The organism is Paenibacillus sp. FSL R5-0749, from assembly GCF_038595085.1.
In the GTDB taxonomy this organism is placed as follows: Bacteria; Bacillota; Bacilli; order Paenibacillales; family Paenibacillaceae; genus Paenibacillus.
This window is the reverse complement of sequence record NZ_CP152005.1, coordinates 3,948,446-3,974,716: the sequence shown is the minus strand read 5'-3', so window position 1 is coordinate 3,974,716 and position 26,271 is coordinate 3,948,446. Positions and strand designations below refer to the sequence as shown.

Here is a 26,271-nt window from a genome sequence, read left to right as displayed (position 1 = left end):
GCCGGTAATCGGTGGGGTTCTTTTTTTGGTAAAAACTATATTTTCAAATCAAAGGAGAATGAACATGAGTGAGTTGGAACAAGCAGTTGAAACCCAAGAAGAAAAAACGTTGGACCAGACCTTGAACATTGGCAGCACCGTACGTTTGGCTGAGGGTCTACAGAAGACAATTAAGGTCGGAACGATTAAGTTGATCCGGGAAGTACGGCAGCATTCGAAAAACCTCGGTGGTATTCGCTTCAGCTATGTAATTGGACGTGATCCTATTGAAGCAACGCAAGTTGGTGATCAGGATATCCCAGCTATTGACTGTCCATCTATTGAGCAGGCGTATAAAAAAGCCTTCGACCTGATTTTTGTTGAGGGTTTAACGGATGAAGAGTATGAACACGTGGACATGGAGGGCATCCAGGCTTTGGATAACGTTTTGGATCGATTTCTATAAGGAGTCTTTTACTCCAGATCCTGATTCCGATGACGATGATGAGGAATCGGAGGATGGTGAAGTAGATCAACCAGGAACGGACTGGATGGGTCTATGGGCACTCTGTATCAGCAACGGTATATCTGATACAGAGTGGCCAAATATGACCATACCTAAAATACGGGCACTGATGCATGAAAAACAGCGCTCTCGTGAATTCGAAATCACTCTTCATGGTGGTTCGGTTGAAAACAAAAAGCCGAAGAAAGCAAAATACTTATCCGATCTTGGTTTCTTCCAGCCAAGGTAGGAAGGAGGCAATATGGCAGAGGGCACGAATAGAGATGTAGTTGCTGCACGGATAAAATTAGAGACTGGTACAGTGTTACAATCATTTAAAAACATTGATACAGGTGCTAAGGGTAATGCGGATGCGTTCAAGGCGTTGAATGCTGAGTTATCAACCGCTGAGAAGTCATACAAGAATATATCATCAGCAATGGATAAGATGGCCTTAACTGCGGACCAACGCCGACAAAAGATACTCGCTGAAGTTGAAGCTCAACATAAGCAGAAACTCGCTCAAACGGCCTTACTTGGTGCAAAGGCTCAACAGTTGGAACAAACTAATCGCTTGATTGATGCTAAGATGCAGGCGCAGCAAGCATTGATCAAACGGCGTAACCAGCAGATTGAGCAATCCGAACGTGAACATCAACAAAAGATGCAGATTCTTCAAAACCGATCTGTAAAATCCGGGCAGGAGGCTGCAAAGGCAACAGGTACGGGTACAGACGATCGTACAAGGGAACGTGTCCTCCAAGAGGAACAAAAAATCCGTTTGGCTATCACTGACCGGCAACGGAAAGAAGAAGCTCTTAGGGAAAAAATATTGCAAGAGGAACAACGAATCAGGCAAGCCTTGTCTCAAACTGAACAGCAAACCAAACGGATGGGGTCCACAATGGACGCTGTCTCTAAAAGTTGGATTGGCAGATTAGGAGACATGGCTACACACGCGGTCGTGTTCCACACGATGTACAAGGCGATGCACGAAGTCACTCAAGCCATGAAAGAGGGCTTGGTGGATATTGAATCCAACATGGCGGGGTACGTCCAGACCAACGAACACTATTTTGTGCATTTCGAAGATGGAACGAACAAGATGGTTATGGATACTCAGAAACTGAATAAGGAAACCCAACAGTTCATTCATACGGCTCATGAACTTGGTTCCAATATCTTAGATGTAACGGAGTCAGCTCGTCTGTGGGGGCGGATGTACAAGGATGTAAATGTTGTACAAGAACTCGTTCGGCAATCCACGAAGCTATCTACTGTAGACATGGTTGAGCTTGAGGAAGCAACCAAGTCTATGGAGTCCGTAATGTCTCAATATGGCGTGCACATCAGCGATGCAAATGATGCCATGGTAATTGGTAACCGAGTACTTGATTCCTGGTCTAAGGTTGCCCATGATACTATGGCTCCAGCCCGTGACCTGGGAGCTGCCTTCCAACGTACTGGTAAGATAGCCGCGGAAACAGGAGTATCATTCGACGTAATGAACGGACTGATCTCCTCCGGTGTGCGGAATACAGCCTTATCCGGGGAGAATTTAGGTAACATGTGGAAAACGGTTCTGGGTACAATCCGGACAGACAAAGCCGTGGATGAGATTAAGCGTCTTGGTGTCAAAACCAAAGAGGTTGTCGATGGCGTTGAACAATGGCGCAAAGCGGAAGATATTCTACTGGATCTTTCTATCCAGGTAACGGATAAAAACTATGACCTCACACAATCCTATGCGGATATCTCTCGGGGTGTCTATCAGTATGCGAAACTGGCGGCTTCTCTTAATGTGGGGGATATCTTGCTTGGTACGGCTGCATCTGTAGGTTCCACTGGTTCAACAATGCAGTACCTAACCGTTCAGATGGATACAATTCAGCGGAAGGCTGCACAGACCAAAACCTCTCTCCTTGAGATATTTAACACAGCTGGAGAAGACGGCCTTCGCCAGATGATCAAAGATGTGCTGGACGGTATAGATCAACTCCTGATCGGATTAACTAAAATACCAACAGGTGTTTATGCTGCAACTGCGGGTTTGACTGGTCTATTACTTGCGTATAAAGCGTTGCGTGGTCCTGTTATGGCGGTAGTTGCTGCAATTGAAGTGCTAAATGTGGCTAAAGCGAAAGAAGCTGCTACAACGGTTGCTGGTACAGCGGCTACGGCTGCAAATAGTGCTGCGAATACAGTCAATATCGTTTCAAGTGAAGGAGTCATCGTTTCTACTGTGCAACAGACTGCTGCAAGGGAGGCGCAAGTAGTCGCTACAGGAGCAGCTACCGTGGCTACTAGTGCCCTTAGTAAAGCGCAAGCGACAGCAACAATAACGATGGCCGCAGCAACTGCTGGATTATCCTTACTCGTAGGGGCAATTGCAATATTTGCATTTAAGAGTGGCGAAGCAGATAAGGCCGAGCGTGAAAGGATTCAGAGTCTTAAGGATAACGACTCAGCCAGTCAGCAGATGATCAGCCAGTATCAACGGCAAATTGATTTGTTACCTAAAATGGTCAATGCACATAACTCGCTTAAACAAATGATTGATAGTGGAACGTTATCTTCTAGTAAACAAGAACAGGCAAAGAGACAACTTGAAGAAGTATCCAAAGCCCTTACAATGACGATTGGTAAAGAAGGAATGGCTCAACTTGAAGCAGCTGGATTTACAGATGAAGCTACCAAGCAACAAATACAAAACCTTAATTTGTTAATCGAGAAGCAGAGAGAGTCCCGTCTAAACGTGCTGGAGGGCCAAAAAACGGCAATGAATGATCAACTCTCTGCAAACGTTGCTGCTATTGAAGATGCTATGTCTAAGATAAGTGCAGTCAATAAAAGTATTGAGTCTTTTGGTTCAAGTGTAAACAGAACGGAGCAGCTTAAATCTTTTGAAAATGATTTGGCTTCTTTAGAAGCGAAGAACCGTGAATTGCAGGCATCTTTATGCGATGTTGACGTTCAAATGGGTCAAATGACATTGGAAGCCTTAGACGCACAAAAAGAGATGGATTCTTTAGCGGGCTTAAATGGGAAAGTTTCTGAGACCATTGAAGAACTGACTGAAAATTTAATTAAACAAACAGAAGCCTTACGTGAATCTGTTCAAACGAGTATTTCTTCAGTTTCTGAATTAAACCAAGTGGCTGAGACGCTTGCTGATGGACAATCTTTAAGCGCTTCTGCTGTGGCGGATTTAATTCTCAAGTACCCTGAACTCGCTTCTCAGATAAGAAAAACTACAGATGGATGGATATTTGAAGGACAAGTCTTAGAGAAGTTGCGGCAAGCAAAAATAAAGAAGGCTCTAGATGATCTGAGAGCAGAAAGAGATGCAACTCGTTTTGTAGCTTTGGAGAGTTTAAAACGCATTCAATTCTACGGAAAAGAATTTGAGGCTATTACAACCTTTGCCGAAGCGAAACAAAAGATTGCAGATATTGAATCTGATATTGCAGAACAGCAAAAAAAGAATGCTGCGAATCCACCGTTCTCTAATTTGACATCAAGCCTACCAGCCGGACTTGCCGATGCATTGAAAAGTCAAAGCGAGATGCTAAATAAGATGTCAAATGATCAGTTAGCCGGAAAAAAACAACGAGTGCAAGAGCTGAACGATATCATCAAGCAATATGCTGGGCAATTACAGTTGAGCAATGATCAAATTAAAGCTATGACTGAACTTCTCGAAGATGACACTTACGGGGTAGAAGACAACAACAAGGCTCGCAAAGAAACCGTAGAAATCATGACAGAGCTGCAGAAAGCGATCGAAGGGTATAACAAATCACTTGAAAAATTGGACTCCCAGCAGAAACGTGTTGCGAAGTCATCCAAAGAATACCTTGATATACTGGCTGAGAAGCGTAAAGCGTTGCTGGAGGAACAAAAACTCTACGAACAAGGATACAACGATCCATCACAACTCGTATCATCGCAAGCAGAAATAACAACAAGCGGGACACCATCTACAGATATCACTAAAATGCTATCCAATGCTGTTGATTTGGCGAACTCTGGCGTGATGAAGTACAAACAAATACCGGGTAACTTTAATGGTTCGTTTGATGAGTTCAAACAACGAGCCTATTCGGATTGTTCGCAGTTTGTGCAGGAGATGTTTGAAACAATCGGAGTACATGTACCACGTACCGCAGCTCAACAAGCTAAAGCGGGAACTGCGGTATCAAAGAAAAATCTTCAAGTTGGAGATCTTGTGTTCTTCAATACGAATGGCAAAGACAACTCACATGTTGGTATTTATATGGGGGATAGCAAGTTTATTCAAATGGGGGAATCCGGATTAAAGGTTTCGGATTTGAATAGCAGCTACTGGGCACCGAAATACAACGGAGCAACTCGTATTCCTGGGCTTTCGACAGATGCTGCCTACCCGACATCCACTAGTTCCCAAACAACCTCTGGCGGAGTGGCATATGCCGGTAAATACGCTTCTGAAATTAACGCTGCTGCCAATCAATTTAATGTTGACCCATACCTTGTGGCTGCTGTGATCCAACGCGAATCAACTTTTGGAGCTAAGGGCGTAACCAATGTCATGCAAGTCAATGGCATGAACAATGCGACAGTAAAACAGAGTATTGATGCAGGGACTAAGATGCTCTCCGAGTTACTGAAGAAATCTGGTGGAGATGTCGCCATGGCTCTGGGCGGATACAACATGGGTTCGGGAATTATTGATTGGTTCAAAAAGTCTGGTGGATACAATAAAGCTGATATGGCCGCGTATTCAGAGAAATACAAGAAAGTATATAACAGCAAGGTTTACGGAGATGTAGGATATGTAGATAAAGTCTTGGCTGATTATTCTCCACAAAAAGCCGGTACAACTTCACAACCTACACAGAAGCAATTGAAGGATGCAAAAAACACTGCTGATAGCGAACTGCTTCGGATTAGTGATGAACTTTATAACATTGATGTTTCAGAACTTGAGAGTAAAATCGGTATCAAAGATATGAAAATCTCTGACAAAGAGTTAGCTTTAAAACAATCTGAAGCGCGGCAGAAGAATTTGAAGAAAGACTCCCAAGAGTACAAAACCGAATATGAGTTTCAATTGAAACTCAAAACAGAAATCCAGAAACTGATGCAGGAGCAGCGTCAGATGATTGAACAATCAGGGCTGAAATCAGATGAGTTGATTAATAAGCGCCGGAGTCTTACTGAGAAAATTGGGGATGTGCAGTCTGAAAAAGAAGACATGAAGGATCAGTACGCCAGCGACCAATTTGATACCGCACAGGCCAATATGGAAACTCGTGTTGAACGCATGCGTCAACAAGGTCGTTCCGAGATGGAAATGACCAAGACGCAACTTCAGTTTTATCAGGGACAACTCAAGAATACAGCTCTCACTGAGGAACAACGTGTTGAATCAGCTAAACAAGTGTATGACTTGACGAACAAGGTTACGGATCTGAAATTTAAAAATTCAACGAATTGGATTGATAAACAAACGGATCAGATGGAACGTCAAGGTAAGTCTGAGGTTGAGATTTATCAAATGCAGGCTGAGGCTTACAATCGGATGCGAAATGATACTACGCTAAAAGCAGAACAACGAGCTGAAGCAGAGAAAATGTATCAAGACACTTCCAAGAAACTGATTTCGTCTCGTTATGAGTTCTCAGAGAAGTGGATGACTAAAGAAGCTTTGAAAATGGAAATGTCCGGTGCTCAAAAAGTAGACATCATGAAATGGGAGCTGCAAGAGTACCTAAAAATGCAGGCTGATAAAACCTTATCTGCTGAACAGCAATGGGATCTTGAACAGAAAATATATAAGCAACGAAATGATCTGGACAAAGAATACTATTCCGCTGCTGAGAAACGAATTAACCACTTGAAGGCCATCGGTGAAATGACTACCCAGCAGGAACTCGCTGAGTATATGAAGCTTCAGGCAGCTTATCTGGTAGGAAGCGATCAACGAATGGATGCGGATGAGAAGGTCTACGATCTAAAGAAAAAACTTATGGACGAAATGACCAAGGCAGTATCTGAATCGGTAACCAAGCAGAAAAAGCTATTGGACAGCGCGAGAGATGAGGAAATTAAACGTATCCAAGCAGAGAAGGACGCGTTTACCTTAGCACAAGAAGCCAAAATCAAAGCCATTGATGATTTGATTCAGGCTATGGAGCGGAGTATTGATGAGGATGACTACGAAAGACAACGTGCTGAGAAGGTTGACCGTCTTGAGTTGCTTCAGTCTGCTGTTGGTCCAGAGGGTATTGCTGAGCGGAAGCAAGTCCAAAAGGATATCGAGGATTTGGATCGAGTACATGGTCGTAAACTTGCGAAACAGGCGCTCGAAGATCAGAAAACGGCGTTGCAAGAGGAAAAAACAACTCGCGAAAAAGATTTTGACGATAAAATTCAAGATGCTAAATCTCATTATGATAATCTCTCTTCCGCTTTTGATGAATTTTCTTCAAATACTGAGCTGTCTGCTGAAAACCTAAAAAACATTCAGATACTGAAGGAGAGCGAGAAGAACGAAACGATCCTCGGAATGCTTGATGCATTTGTTTTGGAATATCAGAGCCGTCTTGATCAGATTGCTGCGGCAAGTGCTTCACTTGGAGTGACTGATATCTCTGGGGGAGCTTTGGCTCCAGGAACCGCTTCGAAGGATTCTGCATATCAAAAGGAAATTGATCTGTACACCTATAATGCTAACAAGGATGCTTGGGATGCAGCTAAAGCTCGTGGCGATGCTGAAACCATGCGACTCCTTCAAGAACAAAACGATGCCATTCGTAAGAAATATGGAATCGGTAAAGATACAGGCAAGCTTCAGCATTTTAGTGAAGGTGGAGTGGTCAAAGGCCCACGCGGTGCGGCTGTTCCAGTTATTGCGCACGCTGGAGAAGCTATCCTTAATGACCGACAACAGGATTCGTTGTTTAATCTCTTAAACCTACGAATGCACAGACTAGACTTTACAATGCCTGAATTCTCAGTTCCTCATGCTTCAAATGGAGTAAATCCGGAGAGAACCGGTAATCAATTCGTAATTAAATCAGGAGATACTTATATCGCGGACGAATCGGCTGCGAAGGTCTTTTGGAGTGAGCGCGATAATTTGATGCGGAGGATGCAGGCAAGGGGAGGTAAAGGCTGATGATTGATGCAACAGCGGATGGAAAGTCTTTCCGATCAATCGGGCTTGGTTTGAAGAAACACAACATACCAGTGTTGCCACCAACGAGGGACTACAGTGTTGAGATTGCAGGGCGTGACGGAGAAATCGACTTTGGAAGCACCTACAGTCCGAGAGTAATTAATTTGGAGTGTATCGTCATGGCTGATGATCCCACCTTTGACTACCATAGAAGAGTCGCCCAAGTGGCGGCTCTTTTTAATGCTAAAAAAGGGGATATCGTATTCACATTCGACGATTTACCAGGAAGAAGATACATCGGAAGATATGCCGGTACTCTTGATATCGAAAAGATTCTATTCGACGGGGAACTGACTATTCCAATCAAAATGGGCGAACATCCCTTTCCGGAAAGCGATGAAAACATGCTGGAAGAAACTATTATTCATTCTCCGGAAAAGATCAAAGTAATTTCTTTGGGTGATGAACGCGCAAGTCCAGTGATTGTTTTAACCAACACAGGTTCCATAACAATTCAAAAGTTCAAGATTCAGAATGAATACTTGTTAGAGGGGTGATCTAATGAACATCAGTAAGTATTTAGCGACCAAACAATTGAATGTATCAGCAAGAGGGGAAAAATTCACTTTCCCAGATAGGCTATATGTCGCTCTTTATAATTCCGATCCGACCTGGAATGATACGGGACAAGAGGTGTCCGGTGGAGGTTATGGCAGGCAAGTGATAACCTTTGCCGACCCTGCTCAAATTACAGTTCAAGAGTTTAACCCGATCACGGGTGTATTGATGAATAACATACAAAAGATGTCCGTCAAATCTGCGGCAGATGTAGCTTTTGCGGTAGCGACAGCCAATTGGGGCACAGTTACACACTTTGGGCTGCGGGACGCTGCTTCAGGTGGGAACCTTTATTATTTCGGGACTCTCGAAACACCGCGTAGTATTTTGAACAATGACATTTTCAAATTCCTAACGGGTCAAGTTGAGATCCGGTTGAACTAAGGAGGTATGAACGATGCTTGAAACAATGTATCCGGCAGCGGTCAACAGCAGGCAGACGGAGCTGGCACAGGCTATTGACGATACTCAGACGAGCTTCACGGTACTGGATGGTTCGGTATTACCTCCTGCACCTAACCTACTTACGCTGGGCACCGATGAATCAGCGGAAACTGTACTTTATACAGGATTATCTGAAAACGAGGTTACAGGTGTAACGAGAGGGTTTGAGAGCACCGCCAAAACATGGGCAGCTGGAATAAAATTAGCCCGATACTTTACGGCTTACGATCACGACACATTCAGGGACAACATAGCAGACTTGGACGAACGACTGAACAACATCCCTGCGCCACAGGACGCATCTTTAACAGATAAGGGTATCGTCCAACTGTCTAACGCTATTGACGGTGCTCGTGAGAATATAGCTCCTACAGAGAAGGCGGTTAACGATGCAAGGTTGTCTGCAATATCAGCTTCAAAGTTATATGTGGATGAGTTGTCATGGCAGAAGCGCCCGTTAACTGAGGCAAATGGAGGAGCTATTCAACTCCCGTCTGGATCAGATCTGAACAGCTTGGTTGATACGGGATTTTATTATGTGCCAGCGGCTGTAAACGGACCATCATCATCTACATTTTTTGTAGAAATTATAACACAGAAAAATGCCGCGGGTGTCCCAGTATTTTTAATGCAAAGGGCCATCCGTGCAGGGTTGCCAACTCAAACATTTTATCAACGTAATTACAATAACGGTACCTGGTACCCTTGGAGTGTCGACCTTTTTACCTCTGTCAGTGATGGGAAAAATGCTATCGCAGCCGCTATCACTGGCAAGGGAGTAGCAGCATCAGGCAGCGATACATTTCCGCAATTGGCTACAAAGATTGGGCAGATACAGACATCAAGTTATTACAGACAAACATTAAATTTCGGGATAAACTGGGCACCGAAACTTGGCGATGCAAATCTGAGTGATTTTTTGATAGCTAATATCCCAGCCGGGGCTACAGGCATCGATTTCTATACGTCTAATTACCAGGGATCTTATTCGAGCAAAGTTAATAGCATGTACAAATTATCTTTTGGGATTCTTGATTCCAATGGTGAGTATCTAACACTTTTTGAACCTTCAATTGGGTACGACTATTACAGATCATGGCGTGTGGATTTTGTAAACAAACAGATCGTATATCATTGGGACACAACTTCAACGAATAGTCAAAATGGACCATATGGTTCTACGAAAAATCTGGATACAACTAGAAGAATGAGTTTTGTAGCAAGAGGTTCTAGGTCAGGGACTACCGCAGATTCATCAATGCCTATCTATTTCAGAGGCATATTGACTTCAGGATAAGGAGTGAGAATGATGCCAACGTATGTGGGTGCAAAAGTTTATTATGATGTTCTGAACGGGGCAGTGCTTCAGTATATACAGCAACAATTGGGTGGAGATGGGATGACAATCCTCACAAGAGAAGATGACTTTAGGGCGTACAAAACTTTACGAGATCGTGTTCCTGAGTCAGTCGGGTTACTCCAATTTGATTATGGGGATTATGAATCTGATTATGATGCAGGCGGTGTAATTACGAATATTAATCTGGAGACAATGGAACCGCATTTTGAATATCCAGACCCTGCTGATCCAGAAACGCCGCAAGAGCCGCGTCCGGCACTTAGTGAACAAGTGGATGCGCTTATGCAGGACAACACACTTTTGAAGGCGCAGAGCAAGGCACTTGCTGAACGAGCTGCATTCACTGACGATGTTATCGCTGAAATAGCCATAGAGGTATACGGATGATCTAGCGTGCACTATTTTGGCTGCTTATGCGCTTGGAAGGAGGTGATACCATGGTAGCTATGTTCTTTGCACAACGCATTATTTTCGGCACTACAGAGTACAAAACAGTTCCTACTTCTCTCCGTGCACAAGTTGACGCTATTCTGACCGAAAGTGGAGTTGAATTTCTGATTGAGAAGTAACCGGCACGCCCAATAACGGAGCGTGTTTTTATTTTGTCCAAATGGGGTGGAGGCCATGTTTAACAGAGGGGCTTTTAACCGCATGGCCTTTAACCGCCAAATATCCGTATTCGTCTTTGGCCGAGCAGTTGTTGACATCTCAGGATCTGCTGTAGCTGCTGCAACGATGGAAATGACGGGTTCGGCGGTTATGGATGTCAATGCGGGAGCGGCAGGGGATTTTGTACGCGAACTATCATTTGCGGCGGTTATGGATGTAGCTGCTGGCACCAAGGCGGATTTCATTCGAGAGATTACCAAACGGGCTATCATGAATGTCGGTTTTGGAGCAGTTGCCAAAGGGAGTAGGTACCATGTGGAATTCCTTGAATTCACAGGACCATTTAAACCAGGTGATCAAGTTATTATTGATGCTAATACGTATAAGATAACGCAAAACGGAGTGAATGCTTCGCACTTGCTCGAAGGTGATTTCTTTGACTTAAACCTTGGAGAAAACAATCTTACATGGACAGATCCTGAAACAGGAAGAAACGTTCTGATCCGTGTTACACATAGAGACAAATTCCTGTATTGATCGGGGTGAATCATGCCTAATCCAACAATGAAAGTATTCGATAAGAACCTCCGGCGTGTAGGAACGTTGGTTGATAGTTCAGATATACAACGAAGAAGACGTATTAACAGTGATTACGAGGTAACATTTATGGTCCCAATGACCTCAGATGACTACCGCGAAAAAATAGCAATCAAAGGCCACGTTCAAGACGAACGTGGCCAATTTTATGTCATTCAGTCCCGGAGCCGGTCCCGTGAAGGTCGAAAGCTAATTGCTTCAATCTATTGCAACCACATTATGTTTAAGCTGAATGACTTCAAATTTCCCTATACTTCATACATCGACGAGGCTTATGGCGTACATCTCAACGAGCTGACTGAATTGATTACAAAAGCTACAGGTGGGAGATTTACATTCGTTATCCACGATACGTTTGATCTACATGACGTTAAGGATTTCGGACGAGGAACTTGTCTTGAAGCTCTGAATAAGATCGTCGATATGTATGAATGCGAGGTAGAACCCGACAATTTTGTGATTAATCTCAAGAAGAGAATAGGATCAGACCATGGCTTGCAGTATCGGCTGAAAAAGAATATCGTATCCAGTTCCTTCAAGGATAAAGGCGAATCCCTTGTTACCCGGATGTTTGCTCAAATGAAGGATGGTCGGACATTCATCGGTATGGATGCGTCTTTACTGACGGATCTGGAAAGAAGTCTATTGTCGAGCATACCAGGAACGATTGTGAATGGTAAACTCGCAGTCAACTATCTCATATCTCCTTTTGCTCAATATTGGGCGAGTGAATCGGTTCCATTTTACGATGGAGAAATTATTGAACAAGATATCGAAGAAGCAGAGGACTTGCTGAAGGCTACACGTAAGGCTCTACTTGAGCAGGAGGTTGTTTCTCTGGAGGCAACCATATCCACGGCAGACTTATTTAAAATCGACCACACAGAACCGAAACCTCATTTAGGTGATGATGTCATGTGTATCGATCCAGATATGGGTATGAACCGGATGAAAGCTCGCATCACTGAACTCACTGAGTATCCATACAGTATGGACAAGCATGCTGAACCGACGATCTCCAATATCAATTTAAGAGATTACGATGATATTATCAGTGACCTGGAACGAAATAAGAACATCACCAACAACCTGTTTTCAAACGGGAAGATCCGGACGGATGTCTTTGAATCATTCGCCAAGCAAGCAGTCATTGACATCAACAACAGTAAAACCGAGCTGATCTATCCACCAGAAGGCGGTATATTAGCGCAGGAGAAAACGAATCCCTTGGAGCAAGTCAGGTTCACTTCTAAAGGACTTGGGATATCTACTGATGGTTGGAAGTCGATACGAGCAGCAATCACAGCGCGGGGAGTTGTGGCGGAGCAAGTTATAGGTCAACTCGGTAACTTTGTCTCTATGCTGATTGGTAATGGTGAGGACATTGTACAGATCAATACAAACGGTATTGCAGCAGGAGCATCGTCATTTAATAGCGCACCTTTCAGACTAAACATGAAGGGCGATCTGATTGCGAATAGCTTAACCGCCAACTATGCCACCATTGAATATTCCAACTTTAAAAACGGGGCAATCGTGGGTTCTTCCATAAACGTAGGCAATGGGATGTTTACAGTTACTTCGGGCGGGATTATGTCCGCAGTAGGTGCGAGCTTCTCTGGATCAATTACAGCTTCCACTATTACAGGAACAAATATTAATGGGGGTACAATTACAGGGGCCTTAATTCGGACAGCAGCAAGTGGTAGACGAATTGAGCAAGACTCTGTGGGATTCCGTTCATATGATGCTGGTAATAGAGTACGTATTCAAATTGCTACTACAGAGGATGCAACATCAGCAGCAATAATTTGGAGAGACGCTAACGGGTCGTCAGTAGGGGAAATTAATTCTTATGACTCAAGCGGACAATTGACTATTTTCAGTAACAACCTGTTTCTTGGATCAAATAATACGGGCAATCCCATAAGGCTATATGGTCGTGTGATTTTTAGTGGACAGACTAGTGGATTGACACTAACTATAGATGATGTAAGCGGATTGAGACAGAGATTAACAAATTTACAATCAGATATAGATAATCTCACTCGCTTGTTCAACAATCATAGTCACAGTGTAACCTTGCCAACTCATAACCACGGACTTTCTAATGCTACAAATTGGGGAGGGACCTTCCCAACATCAACACCGTAATGTATCATAATAGGTAAATTGCACCATTACGGAGGTAGAATGATGAAGAAGTTCGCTCATAAAGTCGCATATATCGCTGGTGGTATCATTATAGGAATAGTTTTTTCGACAACCGCAGGGGCGTTTGCGGATCAGGTCAAATCGCTTGTTGGGAAAAAGGTTACAGGAGAATATACAATTGTAGTTGATGGGAAAAAATTATCTGACAAGGGAGCTGTAATTGATTCTAAAGCTAACGTTCCGGCTCGCGCCTTGTCTGAAGCATTGGGGGCTGATGTATCAGTGGAAGGGAAGACAATTAATATAACATCAGTTTCTAAGACTGATCAAAATGTAGTGATCGATACAAAAGTGAATGTCAATAACAAGTACATTGGAGATACAAAAAGTAGTTTAGAACAACTTAAAGCAAGTATTTTAGCCAACATATTATATCCAACAATTGAAGGTAAAAATAAAATCCAAGCTGATATCGAAGAGTTAAAAACTTTCGGTGCGGATGATGCAGTTGCTGCAAAAGAAAAACAACTTGCGCAGTATAAAGAGGACATTGAAAAATATGAGAAGGAATTAGTACTAATTGATGAAGCGTTGAAGTTGGCTGACCAGTAATTTATGGATACTAAAAAAGGAAACATTATATTCTGGTCTATAATAGCGTCAGTAGTTTTGGTTATTGGAATTGCAATTATTGACAAGTCGTTGAATAAACAGGACGATGTTAATGCAAGTGTGACTGAGACGAAAGATATCACTACCTTTGATCGGTTTTACCATCCTAGCGCCTTTGTTATAGACTCGCTCATTCGAAAGGCTGAAGGATTTGAAGGGTACGACTATTACAATTATTTGAAGAGTCTTAGACTTCCATTGAAAGAGAATGCTCTTGTAAAAGCAAAAGAGTACCCACCATTTGTCTCACTTTACAGTCCACAATCAATTATTGTACAGAAAGCCTATGATGCATCGCAAAAGATGAACACTTATACTGCTGAAGAAGCAAAATCAGATGTAATTGAAAATGTTATCTCTTTCAAGACAACTGCTTATAAAGACATTTATGATACAAGCAAACAATTTCACGTTGTTTTAAGGCAAGGCGAAACTGTAATTCAACCTGCATCAAATGGATATAAATCCAGTTCAATTAAATCGAATGTGTCATATGACGATGATCTATCTCCTACAAGTAAACGATACACCAGAGAAGAGGGTTATGCTGTGTTCTCTGTCGGAGAAGAAATTGACTTCGATAAATCTGCGGAAGTGCTTTTTCTTTACAATGGGAAAGACGACTACGCAGTATACGAATTAGATTTCAAAAAGTTCATAGGTAATTAAATGGGTCCGTTATATGCGGGCTCTTTTTTTATTTTCAACTTAAAAATCCGTAGCCATTACGTAGCAAAGATAAAAGATAATAAATTCATGAAGCCCTATTCCTTAATTGGAAAGGGCTTATTTTCGTATAGAGAGGAGGAAAGGTCTTGGCAAAGATGACACATACACTCCAAGTTGAACTGGATTTGAATAAACCGGTTGAAGAATTGACCCAGGTAATCTCTGCAGTTCTTAGTTCACATCCACTTAATCAAAAAGAAATTCTGACAGCCTTAGATTTGGAGATCGGTAATGCACTGGCAGCGGTTGAGATTCAAGAACAAAAAGAGAACGCGGAAGCTATTGAATAGGTCAGGAAATGTTTCCTGAACAGAGAGATGGGGGATTCATTTGACTGACACAACTATAAGTGAGGTGAACAGTGTTGTGGAAGAGACTACAAAAGTTCTTATGGGTATCCAAGTTCAATTGGCCCGAATGGAAAAGACACTTGAAGGAGTACCGGCAATGGCTGCCACGTTGGAAGCTACACGAGATCTGGCAAAGGAAGCTATGCAATCCACTAAATCGGCCCATCACAGGCTCGATAAGATCGAGAATGCTCAGACCTGGTTGTGGAGGACTATTGCTACAACATTAATTGGTATCGCTATTGGAGCCATTGTTTTAATTTTGAAAACGGGAGGCGTATAGCACATGGATTGGAGTACTGTATTTTCACTTATTGATCCTAAGTTATTTATTGTATTGGCTGCATGCTGGGTACTTGGTATTGGCATAAAACGTATCCCGAAGATTCCGGACTGGACCATTGTTTTTATCGTGACTGCATTCGCTATTGTTATTACAAGTTGGACGCTTGGCTGGTCTCCTGAATCGCTTATCCAAGGAATATTGGTTGGAGCGTTTGCGGTGTTTGGTAACCAGGTGATTAAGCAAGCGAAGAAAGGAACTGAACAGTCATGATCTCAAAGGGGAATTTCTTGCTTCTGGAGCCATCCGAATTTAAACGGTGGCTCGACAAACAGAAGATAACAAGAAGCATATACAAGCTCCAAGTCCATCATACGGCTGCGCCCAATTATTCTACCCGTCAGATGGTTAACGGAATAGCTAAACAGGATGTCTGGAAATGTCTTGAGGGAATGAGGTCGTACCATCTGTCACAGGGATGGTCCGGTACAGGTCAGAACATAACTGTACTTGAGGATGGACGTATCGCTATCAGTTTAGATCGGAATCTCAATAAAACGCCTGCGGGAATCAAGGGAGCAAATACAGGTGCTTTGTGTATTGAGATCATAGGTAACTTTGATCAAGGTGGAGACACGATGACAGCGGCTCAGAAACAAGCCGTAGTCCACCTATATGCTTGTCTCGCATTCAAACTAAACATACCTATTGATACATCCCATATTGTGTATCACGCCTGGTACACGGATTCTGGAGCGTGGTTAGGTGATTATCAAAAAGGCAAGTCCAGCAAGACTTGTCCCGGAACCAAATTTTTCGGTGATGGGAATACACGATCTGCTGCTGAACGAGGATTCATTCCAGCTATCAAAACTGAACTCAAGAGAATTAAAGAAGGGGATGGAGATCCAATGACATCAGAAGAAAAGAAACAAATGGAGGAACTGAAGGCTACTGTTGAATCTCAGGCTAAGTGGATCGCAGTTCAGAAGGCTAAGGAGAACATGGAATGTCCTAAATGGGCAGAATCGGCTTATGAGTTTTACAAGCCTTATATCGCTGACAGCAAAGGAAGTTACGACTTCTGGCGGCAATTGGTCATCAACTACCGCAAAGAAGTTGGATTTAAATCACAATCCCAATAATAAAATGAGATGTAATTGCTGTGCTAAAATTCACAAAGCGGGGGGGGAAGTTAGACAAGATTCCGAAACCGCAATCACAAGCTTTTATCACGCCAAATATCACAGTTAATAGCGATCGGGACGACAGCGAATCACTTGTGAAAGCTCTGGAGTCGGAGGTTGCTAAGGTTGTGCAGAAATAATGCTATATAAAAAAAAGTTATAGAGCTACTTTAGTTATTCCAAAATCATCCCAAAATCATACGTAAAAACATCATCATTTCATTGAAGTTACAGTACAATTGAATAGAGCTGATGAGTAATACACTGTTAAATTTGGGTTAATAGCTTTATTCCTGCTTGTGAGTTAGGTTAATTAAGATTAAAATGACTGTATACAGGACATATTTATATCTAAATCGGTGTATTACTCGGAGGTTGTATGAAAAATTTAAAGAACAAGCCGCTATTAGAGACGGTGCTGGAGATTAAGTGGACAACTAAAAAAGATTATCCTAAGAATATTAATTTAGGCGGTGGTAACCTACAACCATTTAAAACTGATGAATTTCACAAAATTTTCTTCGCAAAAATGTACGATCATCTTTTAAACACAGGATATCCAGAATATCATGAACTACCTCATGCAGGTATACCAGAAGAATTTGCAACTCACCAAGTGCAACATAGGTTTACACAAGACAACCACTCGTGGCCTATGGTGCAAATAGGTCCAGGAATACTTACTCTAAATGAAGCCCTTAATTACGAATGGGATAATTTCCACACTCGTTCAATTCAATTAGTAGACAATCTTTATAAACTACATCCCAAAAAAGAAGATTTAATCATAACTCAACTTCAACTTAGGTACATCAATGCGATTGATTTTGATTTCGAGAAGGAAGACATTCATGAATTACTTGGTAAATTAAAAATAAATATTAATTATGATCAAAGTCTTTTTGATGCAACTAATTTATCCAAATCCATACCTGGTATGAGTTATTTGGTCGCATTTAAGTCTTCAGATCCTATAGGCGAACTATTAATCAGTTTTGCGAGCGGAGAGGTTAATGGGGAATCGAAGCTAATGTGGGAATTAACATTTAGATCAAATGTTGACGAAATGGATGTTGAAAAAGATTTTAAAGTTTGGGTTGATGGGGCACACCGTGTTATTGATCGTTGGTTTTTGACCTCAATATCAGGTGAACTTCAGGGGAGGTTTGAATAATTGGATTTAACATTAACAAATAGCACATCTAATTTGACAGTGAATACTATAAGTACTACAAATACTACAAATACTTTTACTAACACGTACACTATTGAAAAACCACAAGATAAAAGAAAGTACTGGAACAAGTTGGTTGCGCTTGGATTGTCCATAGCAATTGGATCCGTTCCAACTATTTCAGAACAGACCGATCTCAAGGTTAAAATAACTAATGCTAATGAGTATGGTTTAGGTGATATAAGAAATTCAAGTACTTTTTTCAATTCGGATTCTAAAATGGAGGCGGTCGAAGTGGAACGCCAGTTGAAAAGTCAGAGCGCTCCTAATGTCGAAAAACTAGCTTACCATACTTACGAACCAGAGATAATTGAAGTTTTTGATGACACAGAGGACTTAGGATATCTTACATTTGGAGTGACAGACAGTAGTAACAAATTGAAGGAGTCTCCTGTTTCTAGTTCGAGTATAAAAGATATAGTTTTCTTGGAGCGAGGGTGAAGATTGTGAGCACAACCAGTGGATACGAATGGTATTTAAAAACAAACTATGAGACAGATTTATCTCAAGGAGATATTCTTCTGGATTTACCTGTTCCGATGATGCAATACTCTGAAGAAGATCCATTCTATAAAATTGCACGTGGGAAAATTAGTAAGTCTATAGTGGTTACACAAGCATGTGATTTAGAAAACTCTAAGGTTTCTAATTTAGCTATCTGTCCTATAGAACCTTTAAGTGTCACACTAAAGAAATTAATGGAAAAGGAAATACCTGGGGTTGACTTAGCAAAACTAACTTCGAAACAAAAAGAAAAAAAACAAAAGCTCATAAATGAAATAAGGCAAGGTACTTACCTTGATTATTATCTTCTAAATTCATTTCAGGACAGTAATGTTGGGTTAGAGTACAGTGTTGTTTTATTACGGGAGACATTTTATATACCTGTTCAGGTTGCAAGTACACTGGAAAAAAAGAAGAAAGAAGAAAGATTACGCTTGTTACCTCCATATAGAGAACATTTAGCACAGGCATATGCACGGAATTTCAATCGTATAGGATTGCCAATTGATGTGCTTATTGATGAAAAAGAAATTATCTTATAAATAATGTTAAATAAAAAAGAAGAGTCAAGGGAAAGTATTCCTTACTAATTTAGCGTGCAAAATAGAGCAGGAGGAATAACCTTACTGCTCTTTTTGTTCAACCTACTTCTTTAATCAAATCCTCATTGTTATTCCGCACATTACCAACTTCCTTCGACACCTCATAAGCTCTCATCTCAGAAGCTTGATATGGCTTAAGCAGACCAAGTAGTGACTGAAAATTATCATTATCTCTCCCAAGCCACTCATCCTCATCCTCAGGTCGCAAGATGACCGGCATACGATTATGGATATCCTCCATAAGGCTATTTGGTTCCGTTGTAATGATGGTGCACGTACTCAATTTGTTTCCATCCGGATCTGTCCAGGTATCGTACAGGCCAGCCAGCGAGAATAGACTGTCATCCTTCATCAGAATACGCATTGGTTGCTTTTCCGTTCCTTCCTTACGCCACTCATAAAATCCATTCGTCGGTATAATACACCTCTTAGAGCTGATCAGACGTTTAAAGGCTGGCTTTTCTGCTAGTGTCTCGGCCCGAGCGTTAATCATCTTATTACCAATCTTGTCATCCTTAGCCCAAACGGGAACCAATCCCCATCGGAGTGCACCCAATCGATTGCCGTCTTTGCTCCCGATGATCGTGGGAATGTTTTGCATGGGTGCTGCATTGTAATTAGGTTTGTACTCAAACCCATCAGCTATAGAAGCATAGTACCTGTCCATTATCGCGTCTAAGGGATCAGTGATTGTAAATCTTCCGCACATGATAATGCCTCCTTTGAGACTCTATAATATGTAATTTTACTCAAATATTTAAGAATAGAAACGGGTAATTTGTGGAGATGCGTATCCAAAATAAAATAAAAATGCAATAAATTAGATGATATTTATAGATCAGCAAGTTTATGTTTAGACACACTTATAAGATCAGTGTATCTTGTTACGAGATTGAAACAAAAGATGTGGAGGAATGATTATGAGAAAGTTGTTTATTAGAAAGGTAGGAATTTTACTTGTTGCATTTTTAATTTCTACAGGAGCTCTTTTCCAAACAGAAGTAAAAGCTGCTACAGATTATACAGGAGGATTATTGGACAACAAAGTTTTTAAATTCTTAAAACCAACAAACTTTAGTACCAATTTAAGTGATTATGATACTTCTACTGATTATGCGAAGTTAATTACTGATAACAATGAAGCTACCTCCAATACATTAGCCATGAATAACCCTTCAAAGACTACATACAACCAAGCGATGGTAGTTTACAAGTTTGATACTGAGGTTAAAGTTTACTCATTCATATTAAAAGCAGATAATCGTGCAAGTATTACGTTTTTTGATTCTGAGGGAAAATATATACCAATTGTTTGGGACACTGCCATTGATGGTATGGTTCATGAATCCGAGACAATAGAAGGTGTTCGTTATGTTGCGTTGACAAATCCTAACGTTAATATCGGGATTAAAGTTAGTGAATTTAATGTCTATGGAGTTCCTAAGCAAGAGCCCGAGCCACAACCAGAGCCTGGCTCAGATCCACAAGAACCATCAGGTACCCGCGCGATGCTAGTAATTACAATGACTACTGGCTTGGAGAAAGAGTTTGACCTAAGCATGCTGGAGGTAAATAACTTCATTGATTGGTATGAAGCCAAACAAACTGGGAGTGGGAAGGCATCTTATGCAATCGACAAGCATGATAATAACAAAGGACCGTTTAAGAGTCGTAAAGACTACATCCTGTTTGATCGAGTTCTAACGTTTGAAGTGAGCGAATATTAAACAGTCAATACAAAAGGCTCCGCATTAAGTTGCGAAGCCTTTTTTGCATTATCTCAGACAATAAATTGATCAAATACAGGTATACGCAGTAAGCCCGATTTGGTCCAGTTCCGCATTTTGACCCTGGCTTGTATACGTGGTTCCAGGTAAACGTGATTCTTGTCCTCTCCAGTCACAAGCTGCTGGCACACTCCGCGGAAAGCTTGCTTATGTTTTGGACTCGGGCCATGCTCAATAATCCCTACCGGACGCATCCTGCCAGTTGGATCTGGAACGGCAGCAAGCCACCCAAATTCGGCCTTTTTGTATCCTGTGATGAACACATCTGTATAGGACCAGTTAATAACCTTCAACCAATCCTTGGACCGTCTGCTGACATACTGGCTGTCTTTGCGCTTGCCAACTACACCTTCCATTCCCATAGCCTCTATCTGAGTGTATAACTCCTCTCCAGCGCCTTCTATATGAGGCACAGCTCCAAAGTTAGAGGAAGGAAGAGATAGGTTGTGTAGGATCATCTTACGTTCCATAAGAGGTAGCTTACGTAGATCCCGTCCTTGGAAGGAAAGAATATCAAATATAGCGAATGTGGCAGGCAGTTTATGAGTGAGCTGCGTTATCTTGCTGGCCTGCTTGGTGCTGAATCTACTCATGACTGCTTCAAAGTCGTTAAGCCCTGTCTCTGGATCAGTGCAAGCGACCTCACCGTCCAAGATAATATCAGAGTCAAACGGCAGAAGTAATTCCGGGTACTGACGGGTACAGTCGTTGTTGTGGCGAGTGAATAGCCGGACTTCTCCGGCTTGTTGAGAATATATCAACCGGTGACCGTCAACTTTAGGTTCAAAAATGAATTCTGAATGTGAGAAGGGGCCCGGTGCTGTTGCTAATAACATAGGACTGATAAACATAAAAAAACACCTCAACCCAATTATAGCGGTTTGCTACAAAGGATTGAGGCGGTAAGTTATGGAGAATACGATAGGTGTTGATTAGTTCATATACGTTTGTTCAAACCATTCAACGGACTCTGTTAGGCTCACAATTCCTACTACGAATAATCCTACTCCAAAAAGAAAACAGATAAGTATTGAATCACCTAATCCGTTCATTTTACCGTAATGTTCACCACAGTACGGGCAAATAATAGCAGTGTTCGAAATTGAACGTCTACATGCTGTACATTGCGTCATTCGGTCTATTTTCACACCTTTTAATCTTCTAAAGATATTGATAAAGCCCTTAATAATAAAAATAATTGATAATACAAATAATGATAACGTTAAAGCTCCTAAACAAAACACGCCAAAGTAGTCACTAATTTCGTTAATCTTTTTACTCATAGAACAGTTAACCCCTCATTCAAATATAAACTCTACTAACGCACCGTCTGGATATTACTCTAACTGATTTCCAACCCAGCTACCAGCTCCACGATTGTCTGATGGACTTATGTATTCAATAACACGTACATTGACCAGCTTCTGGCTATGATCTGGTAATTATAACACGCCTTTAAACATATTAATCAAACAGATTCGGAGTTCAACCAACACATTGTTTAAAGAAGGTCCAGAACTCCGTGAAAGTTATTAGGATGAGTACGTGATATGTGTACCGACTAAGAATAAAATTACATGAAATGGTGTAAGCTATTATTACTCTCTCCCATGAGTGCTACTATAAATGTACCTAGTCCAAATGACTGGGTATTTTTGTTGTTGATAAAAGAACGTATGTTCGCATATAATATTTATGAGGTGATTCACATGTTAACGGATTATCAAAGAAAGGTCCTCCGGATCTTATATAACTACAAAGGTGTACGGCGTGTATTCCCTACCATACATGAAATTATGAACAAGACAGGTAAGGAACAGCCGGACGTTATGGCGGCTCTGGACGTGCTCATAGCTGAGCGTTACATACATTGGGAGGATAAGTCGAACACAGCTAATATTGTCATCCTGGAGGGCTGGGAGCGCGAAGGCGAAAAGCCGCAGATACCTAAGGCGCCTGAACGGACAAACGATGTACGTTATTGGACTGATTACTAAGGAGGGATTATCATGAGCATCAAGTTGACGGGAAACGGATTGTTTGAGTCCTCCAGAATTGCCCGAACACAGAGAGACATGGTTGGCTTAGTGTGAACAACAGAGGAGACGTGGTAAGCCGGAACGGAACGATCAGGAACTGCAACGAATCAGTGAAGTGCTTGTTGACTCTTATAATAGAAGTAGTACGGTTGATTTAATATTATTTAACCCTTTCTTCGAAGAGCCGATATCAGGAGTAGTTGTGGGATTAAACTCTACAAGGTGTGAAATAAAGTTGATGTTAGAGGAAGAGTTCCGCTGGGTTTCTTTAGCCGAAGTTGTCTCTGTTAATTAATGAGATTGTATCGCTTTGGAATTGAGAGCTTATACTTTATATTATCTATATAAGCATATTATTTAATTAGGAAATTTTCGATTTAACCAGCGTTATATAGACTAGACTTATTGCTTTAATGTCAGAGTAGTATTGCAATCAAAGTGAGTATTTGAAACGAGTTTCTTCATTACAAGAATAAAAAAAGGGCGCCCACAAAAGCGCCCACAAAATGCCCACAAAAGTCTGAATAATTATGATTAGTTCTGATAAGCTGATCACTGATAATACTTGTTTTAAGCCGATTTATTATGGTGGGTGATCCACTTTGAAAGCATTGAACATAAATAGAACACAAGTCCACCAATGGGAACGCGATCAATATATTACTTTGTACTAATAGCTCAATCCCTTGGCGCTCTAGCGCTGAGGGGTTTTTCTTTTTGTGGGCAAGTACCTATATATTTAAAGAAAAATTAAAGTGCCCACAAAATGCCCCCAATTGTCCCCTAAAGCATTCTTGGTCATCCTCATAGTATTTCTGTGTTTGTCTGTAACCAAGGCTTACATATAACTAACAAAATACATACTTTCACCGATAGATAATCCTAAAAACTCTCTTATCATTAATGAAAGGGGAGTTTTTCTATATATGGTTAATAAACCTCTCAATTTAATGAATTGTATTACTTCATAATTGTTGTAGCTAAAAAAACATTATTATTTATCTAGTAACCTATGAAAAAGAAACTGAAATTAGGATTCTTTCTAAAGTGCATTAAATTGTGGGCAGCAAAAGTTTAAATCAAGCTTCCTGTAAATACTGATAGTCATGAAACAACAGTGACTTTTAACTCTGTTCTATTAAATTCCTGCCAAATTTCAGAAAGTTTCAAATTAATGTTTCAATATTATGTTGATAGTTTCATATAGAAGAGGTATACTTTAATTGAATTTTGAGCAATTTAATTTTAAATAATTAATTGGAGATGTTAATATGGATCAGGCAAAACAATTGGTGACAGAACAACGTACATTTTTTTATACAGGACAAACTAAAAATATCGAGTATCGGATTAATGCACTTCAACAGCTTAGAAAAGGAATCGAAAAGTATCAGCAACGGATTCAAGATGCACTTCGGGTGGATCTGAACAAATCCGAGGCGGAAGCTTACAGTTCCGAGATTCGCATTGTTCTGGGTGAATTGGATTTTGCATTAGAACATCTGGAGGAATGGGCTGCGCCAAAACAAGTCCCAACTAATTCGGCTATGCCGGATGGGGTGAGCACCATTTACCCTGAACCATACGGAGTGGCTCTTATTATTGCACCTTGGAACTATCCTTTCCAACTGGCGTTTGGTCCACTGATTGGAGCAATTGCAGCCGGTAACTGTGCAGTTATCAAGCCTTCTGAATTAACACCAGCCGTATCTCGTCTGACGTATGATCTTATTCAGGAGATCTTCCCTCAGGAGTATATTGCCGTTATGGAAGGGGAAGTCGAAGCCAGCACAGCATTGTTGAAAGAGAAGTTTGATTATATTTTCTTCACAGGTAGTACGGGTGTTGGTCGCATTGTTATGAAGGCGGCTGCGGAGCACCTGACTCCTGTAACTCTTGAATTAGGTGGTAAGAGTCCTGCTATTGTCCATAGTGACGCAGATCTGAAGCTGGTAGCTCAACGTATTGTTCGTGGTAAGTTCCTGAATGCAGGGCAAACATGTGTTGCTCCGGATTACTTGCTTGTGCATGAACAAGTTCATGACGAATTAATTAATCTGATTGGCGCAGAGGTCAAAGATAAATTTGGGGATGATGTGTTACAGAATGCTGATTTCCCACATATTGTCAACGCGCGTAACTTTGATCGGTTGTCGAAATTTCTTACAGATGGCAAAACGCTGATAGGTGGACGGTCTGTGCGTGAGCAGTTGCTGATTGAGCCGACTGTACTTGGAGATGTGAACTGGGATTCACCTGTCATGCAAGAAGAGATCTTTGGTCCGATTCTTCCTGTATTTACGTACAGTGACTTGAACCCCATGCTGGATGAGATTGTTCGCCGACCAAAACCATTGGCACTTTATCTCTTCACACAGGATGAGCAACTGCAGGATCAGGTGCTGAATCAAGTTTCCTTCGGTGGGGGATGTATTAATGACACGCTTTCTCATATGACTTCGCATTATCTTCCGTTTGGTGGTGTAGGAGAGAGTGGTATGGGCTCATATCACGGACAACAGAGCTTTGATGTGTTCTCGCATCACAAGAGTGTTCTGAAACGCAGCGAATAATTATCCGATAAAACAATATAAACATAAAAAGAGGTTGTCCTGTTCATCAGGGCAACCTCTTTTTGTATTTCAGTGTATTGCATCTAGTTTTGTTACTCAGGTTAGATATTAATGAATATCTCGGAAAAGGCCAATGACTTTACCCAGAATACTAACGTGTTTCAAACGTAAAGGCTCGAAAGTCGCATTCTCCGGTTGAAGGCGAATATGATCTTTCTCTTTATAGAACGTTTTCACTGTAGCTTCATCGTCTTCAGTCATTGCCACTACGATATCACCGTTATCAGCAGTTTGCTGTTGACGGACAATAACGTAATCTCCGTTAACGATTCCTGCTTCCACCATACTATCTCCGACTACCGAAAGCATAAACACTTTCTGTTCACCTACATAATGTGTAGGAAGAGGGAAGTAGTCTTCAATGTTCTCGGTTGCAGTAATTGGAACCCCGGCTGTAACCTTACCAACGACAGGAATACGTGCAACGCTATGAGCAAATTGATGAGAATGCTCAGATTCTTCCTGGCTCAAAAGCTCAATGGCTCTTGGCTTGGTAGGGTCGCGTCGGATCAAACCTTTTTTCTCCAGGCGATCCAAATGTCCATGTACTGTTGAGCTGGAAGCCAATCCAACAGCTTCACCAATTTCCCGTACGGAAGGAGGATACCCCTTCAACCGGACTTCATTTCGTATAAATTCCAGAATTGCCTGCTGCCTGCTGGATATCTTCGACATACCGTATCAACCCCATTTTAGTAACGTTTGGGAAAATTATAACATAGAACCTCCGTTCGTACAAACATAAGTTCTAAATAAAATGGCATATAATCAGTGTTTTTTAACTTATAGAACCGAATTTATCCAAAAGTCAGAACAAAATACT

General features: G+C 41.4%; 26 protein-coding genes and 1 pseudogene. 22 read left to right on the top strand and 5 right to left on the bottom strand.

What is annotated here, in order from left to right; all coding sequences use genetic code 11:
- Positions 1-64 precede the first annotated feature (64 nt).
- From MKY85_RS17525 to MKY85_RS17435, 19 genes are all read left to right on the top strand, one after another.
- A complete protein-coding gene (locus MKY85_RS17525) occupies positions 65-445 on the top strand; it encodes a hypothetical protein (protein WP_342570354.1) in 381 nt (126 codons plus the stop codon).
- The gene (locus MKY85_RS17520; protein ID WP_342573513.1) at positions 384-734 is read left to right on the top strand and encodes a hypothetical protein; all 351 of its coding nucleotides are present in this window, start codon (positions 384-386) and stop codon (positions 732-734) included. The genes MKY85_RS17525 and MKY85_RS17520 overlap by 62 nt, the downstream gene beginning before the upstream one ends.
- A gap of 12 nt (positions 735-746) precedes the next feature.
- Positions 747-7,646, top strand: a complete 6,900-nt coding sequence (locus MKY85_RS17515; RefSeq protein ID WP_342570353.1) for an NlpC/P60 family protein — start codon at positions 747-749, stop codon at positions 7,644-7,646.
- The gene (locus tag MKY85_RS17510) at positions 7,646-8,203 is read left to right on the top strand and encodes a phage tail domain-containing protein (RefSeq protein WP_342570351.1); all 558 of its coding nucleotides are present in this window, start codon (positions 7,646-7,648) and stop codon (positions 8,201-8,203) included. The genes MKY85_RS17515 and MKY85_RS17510 overlap by 1 nt, the downstream gene beginning before the upstream one ends.
- Positions 8,204-8,207: 4 nt before the next feature.
- Complete coding sequence (locus MKY85_RS17505; protein ID WP_342570350.1) at positions 8,208-8,648, top strand: hypothetical protein; 441 nt, start codon at positions 8,208-8,210, stop codon at positions 8,646-8,648.
- 13 nt (positions 8,649-8,661) lie between these two features.
- Positions 8,662-10,005 (top strand): pyocin knob domain-containing protein, encoded by a 1,344-nt coding sequence (locus tag MKY85_RS17500; protein ID WP_342570348.1) that lies wholly within the window; start codon positions 8,662-8,664, stop codon positions 10,003-10,005.
- Positions 10,006-10,014: 9 nt separating this feature from the next.
- Positions 10,015-10,455: a hypothetical protein gene (locus MKY85_RS17495; protein ID WP_342570346.1), complete on the top strand. Its 441-nt coding sequence runs from the start codon at positions 10,015-10,017 to the stop codon at positions 10,453-10,455.
- 50 nt (positions 10,456-10,505) lie between these two features.
- A complete protein-coding gene (locus MKY85_RS17490; protein WP_268745236.1) occupies positions 10,506-10,637 on the top strand; it encodes a hypothetical protein in 132 nt (43 codons plus the stop codon).
- A 55-nt stretch (positions 10,638-10,692) separates the two neighbouring features.
- Positions 10,693-11,214, top strand: a complete 522-nt coding sequence (locus MKY85_RS17485; protein WP_342570344.1) for a hypothetical protein — start codon at positions 10,693-10,695, stop codon at positions 11,212-11,214.
- A 12-nt stretch (positions 11,215-11,226) separates the two neighbouring features.
- The gene (locus tag MKY85_RS17480) at positions 11,227-13,428 is read left to right on the top strand and encodes a phage tail spike protein (RefSeq protein WP_342570342.1); all 2,202 of its coding nucleotides are present in this window, start codon (positions 11,227-11,229) and stop codon (positions 13,426-13,428) included.
- 39 nt (positions 13,429-13,467) lie between these two features.
- Positions 13,468-14,040 carry a copper amine oxidase gene (locus MKY85_RS17475; protein WP_342570339.1) on the top strand — a complete coding sequence of 191 codons (573 nt, stop codon included), beginning with the start codon at positions 13,468-13,470 and terminating at the stop codon, positions 14,038-14,040.
- A gap of 3 nt (positions 14,041-14,043) precedes the next feature.
- Entirely contained in the window at positions 14,044-14,769 is a 726-nt protein-coding gene (locus MKY85_RS17470; RefSeq protein ID WP_342570338.1) for a hypothetical protein, read from the top strand.
- A 155-nt stretch (positions 14,770-14,924) separates the two neighbouring features.
- Positions 14,925-15,119: a hypothetical protein gene (locus MKY85_RS17465; protein ID WP_342573414.1), complete on the top strand. Its 195-nt coding sequence runs from the start codon at positions 14,925-14,927 to the stop codon at positions 15,117-15,119.
- 40 nt (positions 15,120-15,159) lie between these two features.
- Positions 15,160-15,462 (top strand): hemolysin XhlA family protein, encoded by a 303-nt coding sequence (locus MKY85_RS17460; protein ID WP_017688006.1) that lies wholly within the window; start codon positions 15,160-15,162, stop codon positions 15,460-15,462.
- A gap of 3 nt (positions 15,463-15,465) precedes the next feature.
- Positions 15,466-15,735, top strand: a complete 270-nt coding sequence (locus MKY85_RS17455) for a phage holin family protein (protein ID WP_017688007.1) — start codon at positions 15,466-15,468, stop codon at positions 15,733-15,735.
- Positions 15,732-16,607 (top strand): peptidoglycan recognition family protein, encoded by an 876-nt coding sequence (locus MKY85_RS17450; protein ID WP_342570335.1) that lies wholly within the window; start codon positions 15,732-15,734, stop codon positions 16,605-16,607. The genes MKY85_RS17455 and MKY85_RS17450 overlap by 4 nt, the downstream gene beginning before the upstream one ends.
- Before the next feature lie 421 nt (positions 16,608-17,028).
- The gene (locus tag MKY85_RS17445) at positions 17,029-17,823 is read left to right on the top strand and encodes a TIGR04255 family protein (protein WP_342570334.1); all 795 of its coding nucleotides are present in this window, start codon (positions 17,029-17,031) and stop codon (positions 17,821-17,823) included.
- Positions 17,824-18,324 (top strand): hypothetical protein, encoded by a 501-nt coding sequence (locus tag MKY85_RS17440; protein WP_342570332.1) that lies wholly within the window; start codon positions 17,824-17,826, stop codon positions 18,322-18,324.
- Between the two features lie 5 nt (positions 18,325-18,329).
- Entirely contained in the window at positions 18,330-18,929 is a 600-nt protein-coding gene (locus MKY85_RS17435) for a hypothetical protein (RefSeq protein ID WP_342570331.1), read from the top strand.
- 97 nt (positions 18,930-19,026) lie between these two features.
- Here the strand turns inward: MKY85_RS17435 and MKY85_RS17430 are convergent, their stop codons facing one another.
- A complete protein-coding gene (locus MKY85_RS17430; protein ID WP_342570329.1) occupies positions 19,027-19,698 on the bottom strand; it encodes an SOS response-associated peptidase in 672 nt (223 codons plus the stop codon).
- Positions 19,699-19,909: 211 nt separating this feature from the next.
- Here MKY85_RS17430 and MKY85_RS17425 point away from each other — a divergent pair, with 211 nt between their 5' ends.
- Positions 19,910-20,716: a hypothetical protein gene (locus MKY85_RS17425; RefSeq protein WP_342570328.1), complete on the top strand. Its 807-nt coding sequence runs from the start codon at positions 19,910-19,912 to the stop codon at positions 20,714-20,716.
- Between the two features lie 53 nt (positions 20,717-20,769).
- Here the strand turns inward: MKY85_RS17425 and MKY85_RS17420 are convergent, their stop codons facing one another.
- The 3 genes and pseudogenes from MKY85_RS17420 to MKY85_RS17410 all read right to left on the bottom strand — a co-directional run.
- Complete coding sequence (locus MKY85_RS17420) at positions 20,770-21,627, bottom strand: ATP-dependent DNA ligase (RefSeq protein ID WP_342570327.1); 858 nt, start codon at positions 21,625-21,627, stop codon at positions 20,770-20,772.
- Positions 21,628-21,708: 81 nt separating this feature from the next.
- The gene (locus tag MKY85_RS17415) at positions 21,709-22,059 is read right to left on the bottom strand and encodes a hypothetical protein (RefSeq protein WP_342570325.1); all 351 of its coding nucleotides are present in this window, start codon (positions 22,057-22,059) and stop codon (positions 21,709-21,711) included.
- 54 nt (positions 22,060-22,113) lie between these two features.
- Positions 22,114-22,179 (bottom strand): annotated as a pseudogene (locus MKY85_RS17410) (DNA-entry nuclease); the annotation flags it as partial.
- Between the two features lie 306 nt (positions 22,180-22,485).
- On the opposite strand from MKY85_RS17410, the gene MKY85_RS17405 reads away from it, so the two are divergent.
- Entirely contained in the window at positions 22,486-22,773 is a 288-nt protein-coding gene (locus MKY85_RS17405) for a hypothetical protein (RefSeq protein ID WP_342570324.1), read from the top strand.
- Between the two features lie 1,313 nt (positions 22,774-24,086).
- On the top strand, positions 24,087-25,388 hold the full coding sequence (locus MKY85_RS17400; RefSeq protein WP_342570323.1) for an aldehyde dehydrogenase: 1,302 nt from the start codon (positions 24,087-24,089) through the stop codon (positions 25,386-25,388).
- A 108-nt stretch (positions 25,389-25,496) separates the two neighbouring features.
- Here MKY85_RS17400 and lexA read toward each other — a convergent pair whose 3' ends face one another.
- A complete protein-coding gene (gene lexA, locus MKY85_RS17395) occupies positions 25,497-26,123 on the bottom strand; it encodes a transcriptional repressor LexA (protein WP_017688034.1) in 627 nt (208 codons plus the stop codon).
- Between the last annotated feature and the right edge of the window lie 148 nt (positions 26,124-26,271).

Bases quoted from the DNA above. Each gene is read 5' to 3' on its own strand.
- MKY85_RS17405 (WP_342570324.1), top strand. From the start codon at position 22,486: ATGTTAACGGATTATCAAAGAAAGGTCCTCCGGATCTTATATAACTAC.
- MKY85_RS17465 (WP_342573414.1), top strand. From the start codon at position 14,925: ATGACACATACACTCCAAGTTGAACTGGATTTGAATAAACCGGTTGAA.
- MKY85_RS17505 (WP_342570350.1), top strand. From the start codon at position 8,208: ATGAACATCAGTAAGTATTTAGCGACCAAACAATTGAATGTATCAGCA.
- MKY85_RS17525 (WP_342570354.1), top strand. From the start codon at position 65: ATGAGTGAGTTGGAACAAGCAGTTGAAACCCAAGAAGAAAAAACGTTG.
- MKY85_RS17515 (WP_342570353.1), top strand. From the start codon at position 747: ATGGCAGAGGGCACGAATAGAGATGTAGTTGCTGCACGGATAAAATTA.
- MKY85_RS17470 (WP_342570338.1), top strand. From the start codon at position 14,044: ATGGATACTAAAAAAGGAAACATTATATTCTGGTCTATAATAGCGTCA.
- MKY85_RS17455 (WP_017688007.1), top strand. From the start codon at position 15,466: ATGGATTGGAGTACTGTATTTTCACTTATTGATCCTAAGTTATTTATT.
- MKY85_RS17480 (WP_342570342.1), top strand. From the start codon at position 11,227: ATGCCTAATCCAACAATGAAAGTATTCGATAAGAACCTCCGGCGTGTA.
- MKY85_RS17485 (WP_342570344.1), top strand. From the start codon at position 10,693: ATGTTTAACAGAGGGGCTTTTAACCGCATGGCCTTTAACCGCCAAATA.
- MKY85_RS17445 (WP_342570334.1), top strand. From the start codon at position 17,029: ATGAAAAATTTAAAGAACAAGCCGCTATTAGAGACGGTGCTGGAGATT.
- MKY85_RS17420 (WP_342570327.1), bottom strand. From the start codon at position 21,627: ATGTTTATCAGTCCTATGTTATTAGCAACAGCACCGGGCCCCTTCTCA.
- MKY85_RS17490 (WP_268745236.1), top strand. From the start codon at position 10,506: ATGGTAGCTATGTTCTTTGCACAACGCATTATTTTCGGCACTACAGAG.
- MKY85_RS17500 (WP_342570348.1), top strand. From the start codon at position 8,662: ATGCTTGAAACAATGTATCCGGCAGCGGTCAACAGCAGGCAGACGGAG.
- MKY85_RS17415 (WP_342570325.1), bottom strand. From the start codon at position 22,059: ATGAGTAAAAAGATTAACGAAATTAGTGACTACTTTGGCGTGTTTTGT.
- MKY85_RS17430 (WP_342570329.1), bottom strand. From the start codon at position 19,698: ATGTGCGGAAGATTTACAATCACTGATCCCTTAGACGCGATAATGGAC.
- MKY85_RS17400 (WP_342570323.1), top strand. From the start codon at position 24,087: ATGGATCAGGCAAAACAATTGGTGACAGAACAACGTACATTTTTTTAT.
- MKY85_RS17450 (WP_342570335.1), top strand. From the start codon at position 15,732: ATGATCTCAAAGGGGAATTTCTTGCTTCTGGAGCCATCCGAATTTAAA.
- MKY85_RS17475 (WP_342570339.1), top strand. From the start codon at position 13,468: ATGATGAAGAAGTTCGCTCATAAAGTCGCATATATCGCTGGTGGTATC.
- MKY85_RS17510 (WP_342570351.1), top strand. From the start codon at position 7,646: ATGATTGATGCAACAGCGGATGGAAAGTCTTTCCGATCAATCGGGCTT.
- MKY85_RS17425 (WP_342570328.1), top strand. From the start codon at position 19,910: ATGAGAAAGTTGTTTATTAGAAAGGTAGGAATTTTACTTGTTGCATTT.
- lexA (WP_017688034.1), bottom strand. From the start codon at position 26,123: ATGTCGAAGATATCCAGCAGGCAGCAGGCAATTCTGGAATTTATACGA.
- MKY85_RS17520 (WP_342573513.1), top strand. From the start codon at position 384: ATGAACACGTGGACATGGAGGGCATCCAGGCTTTGGATAACGTTTTGG.
- MKY85_RS17495 (WP_342570346.1), top strand. From the start codon at position 10,015: ATGATGCCAACGTATGTGGGTGCAAAAGTTTATTATGATGTTCTGAAC.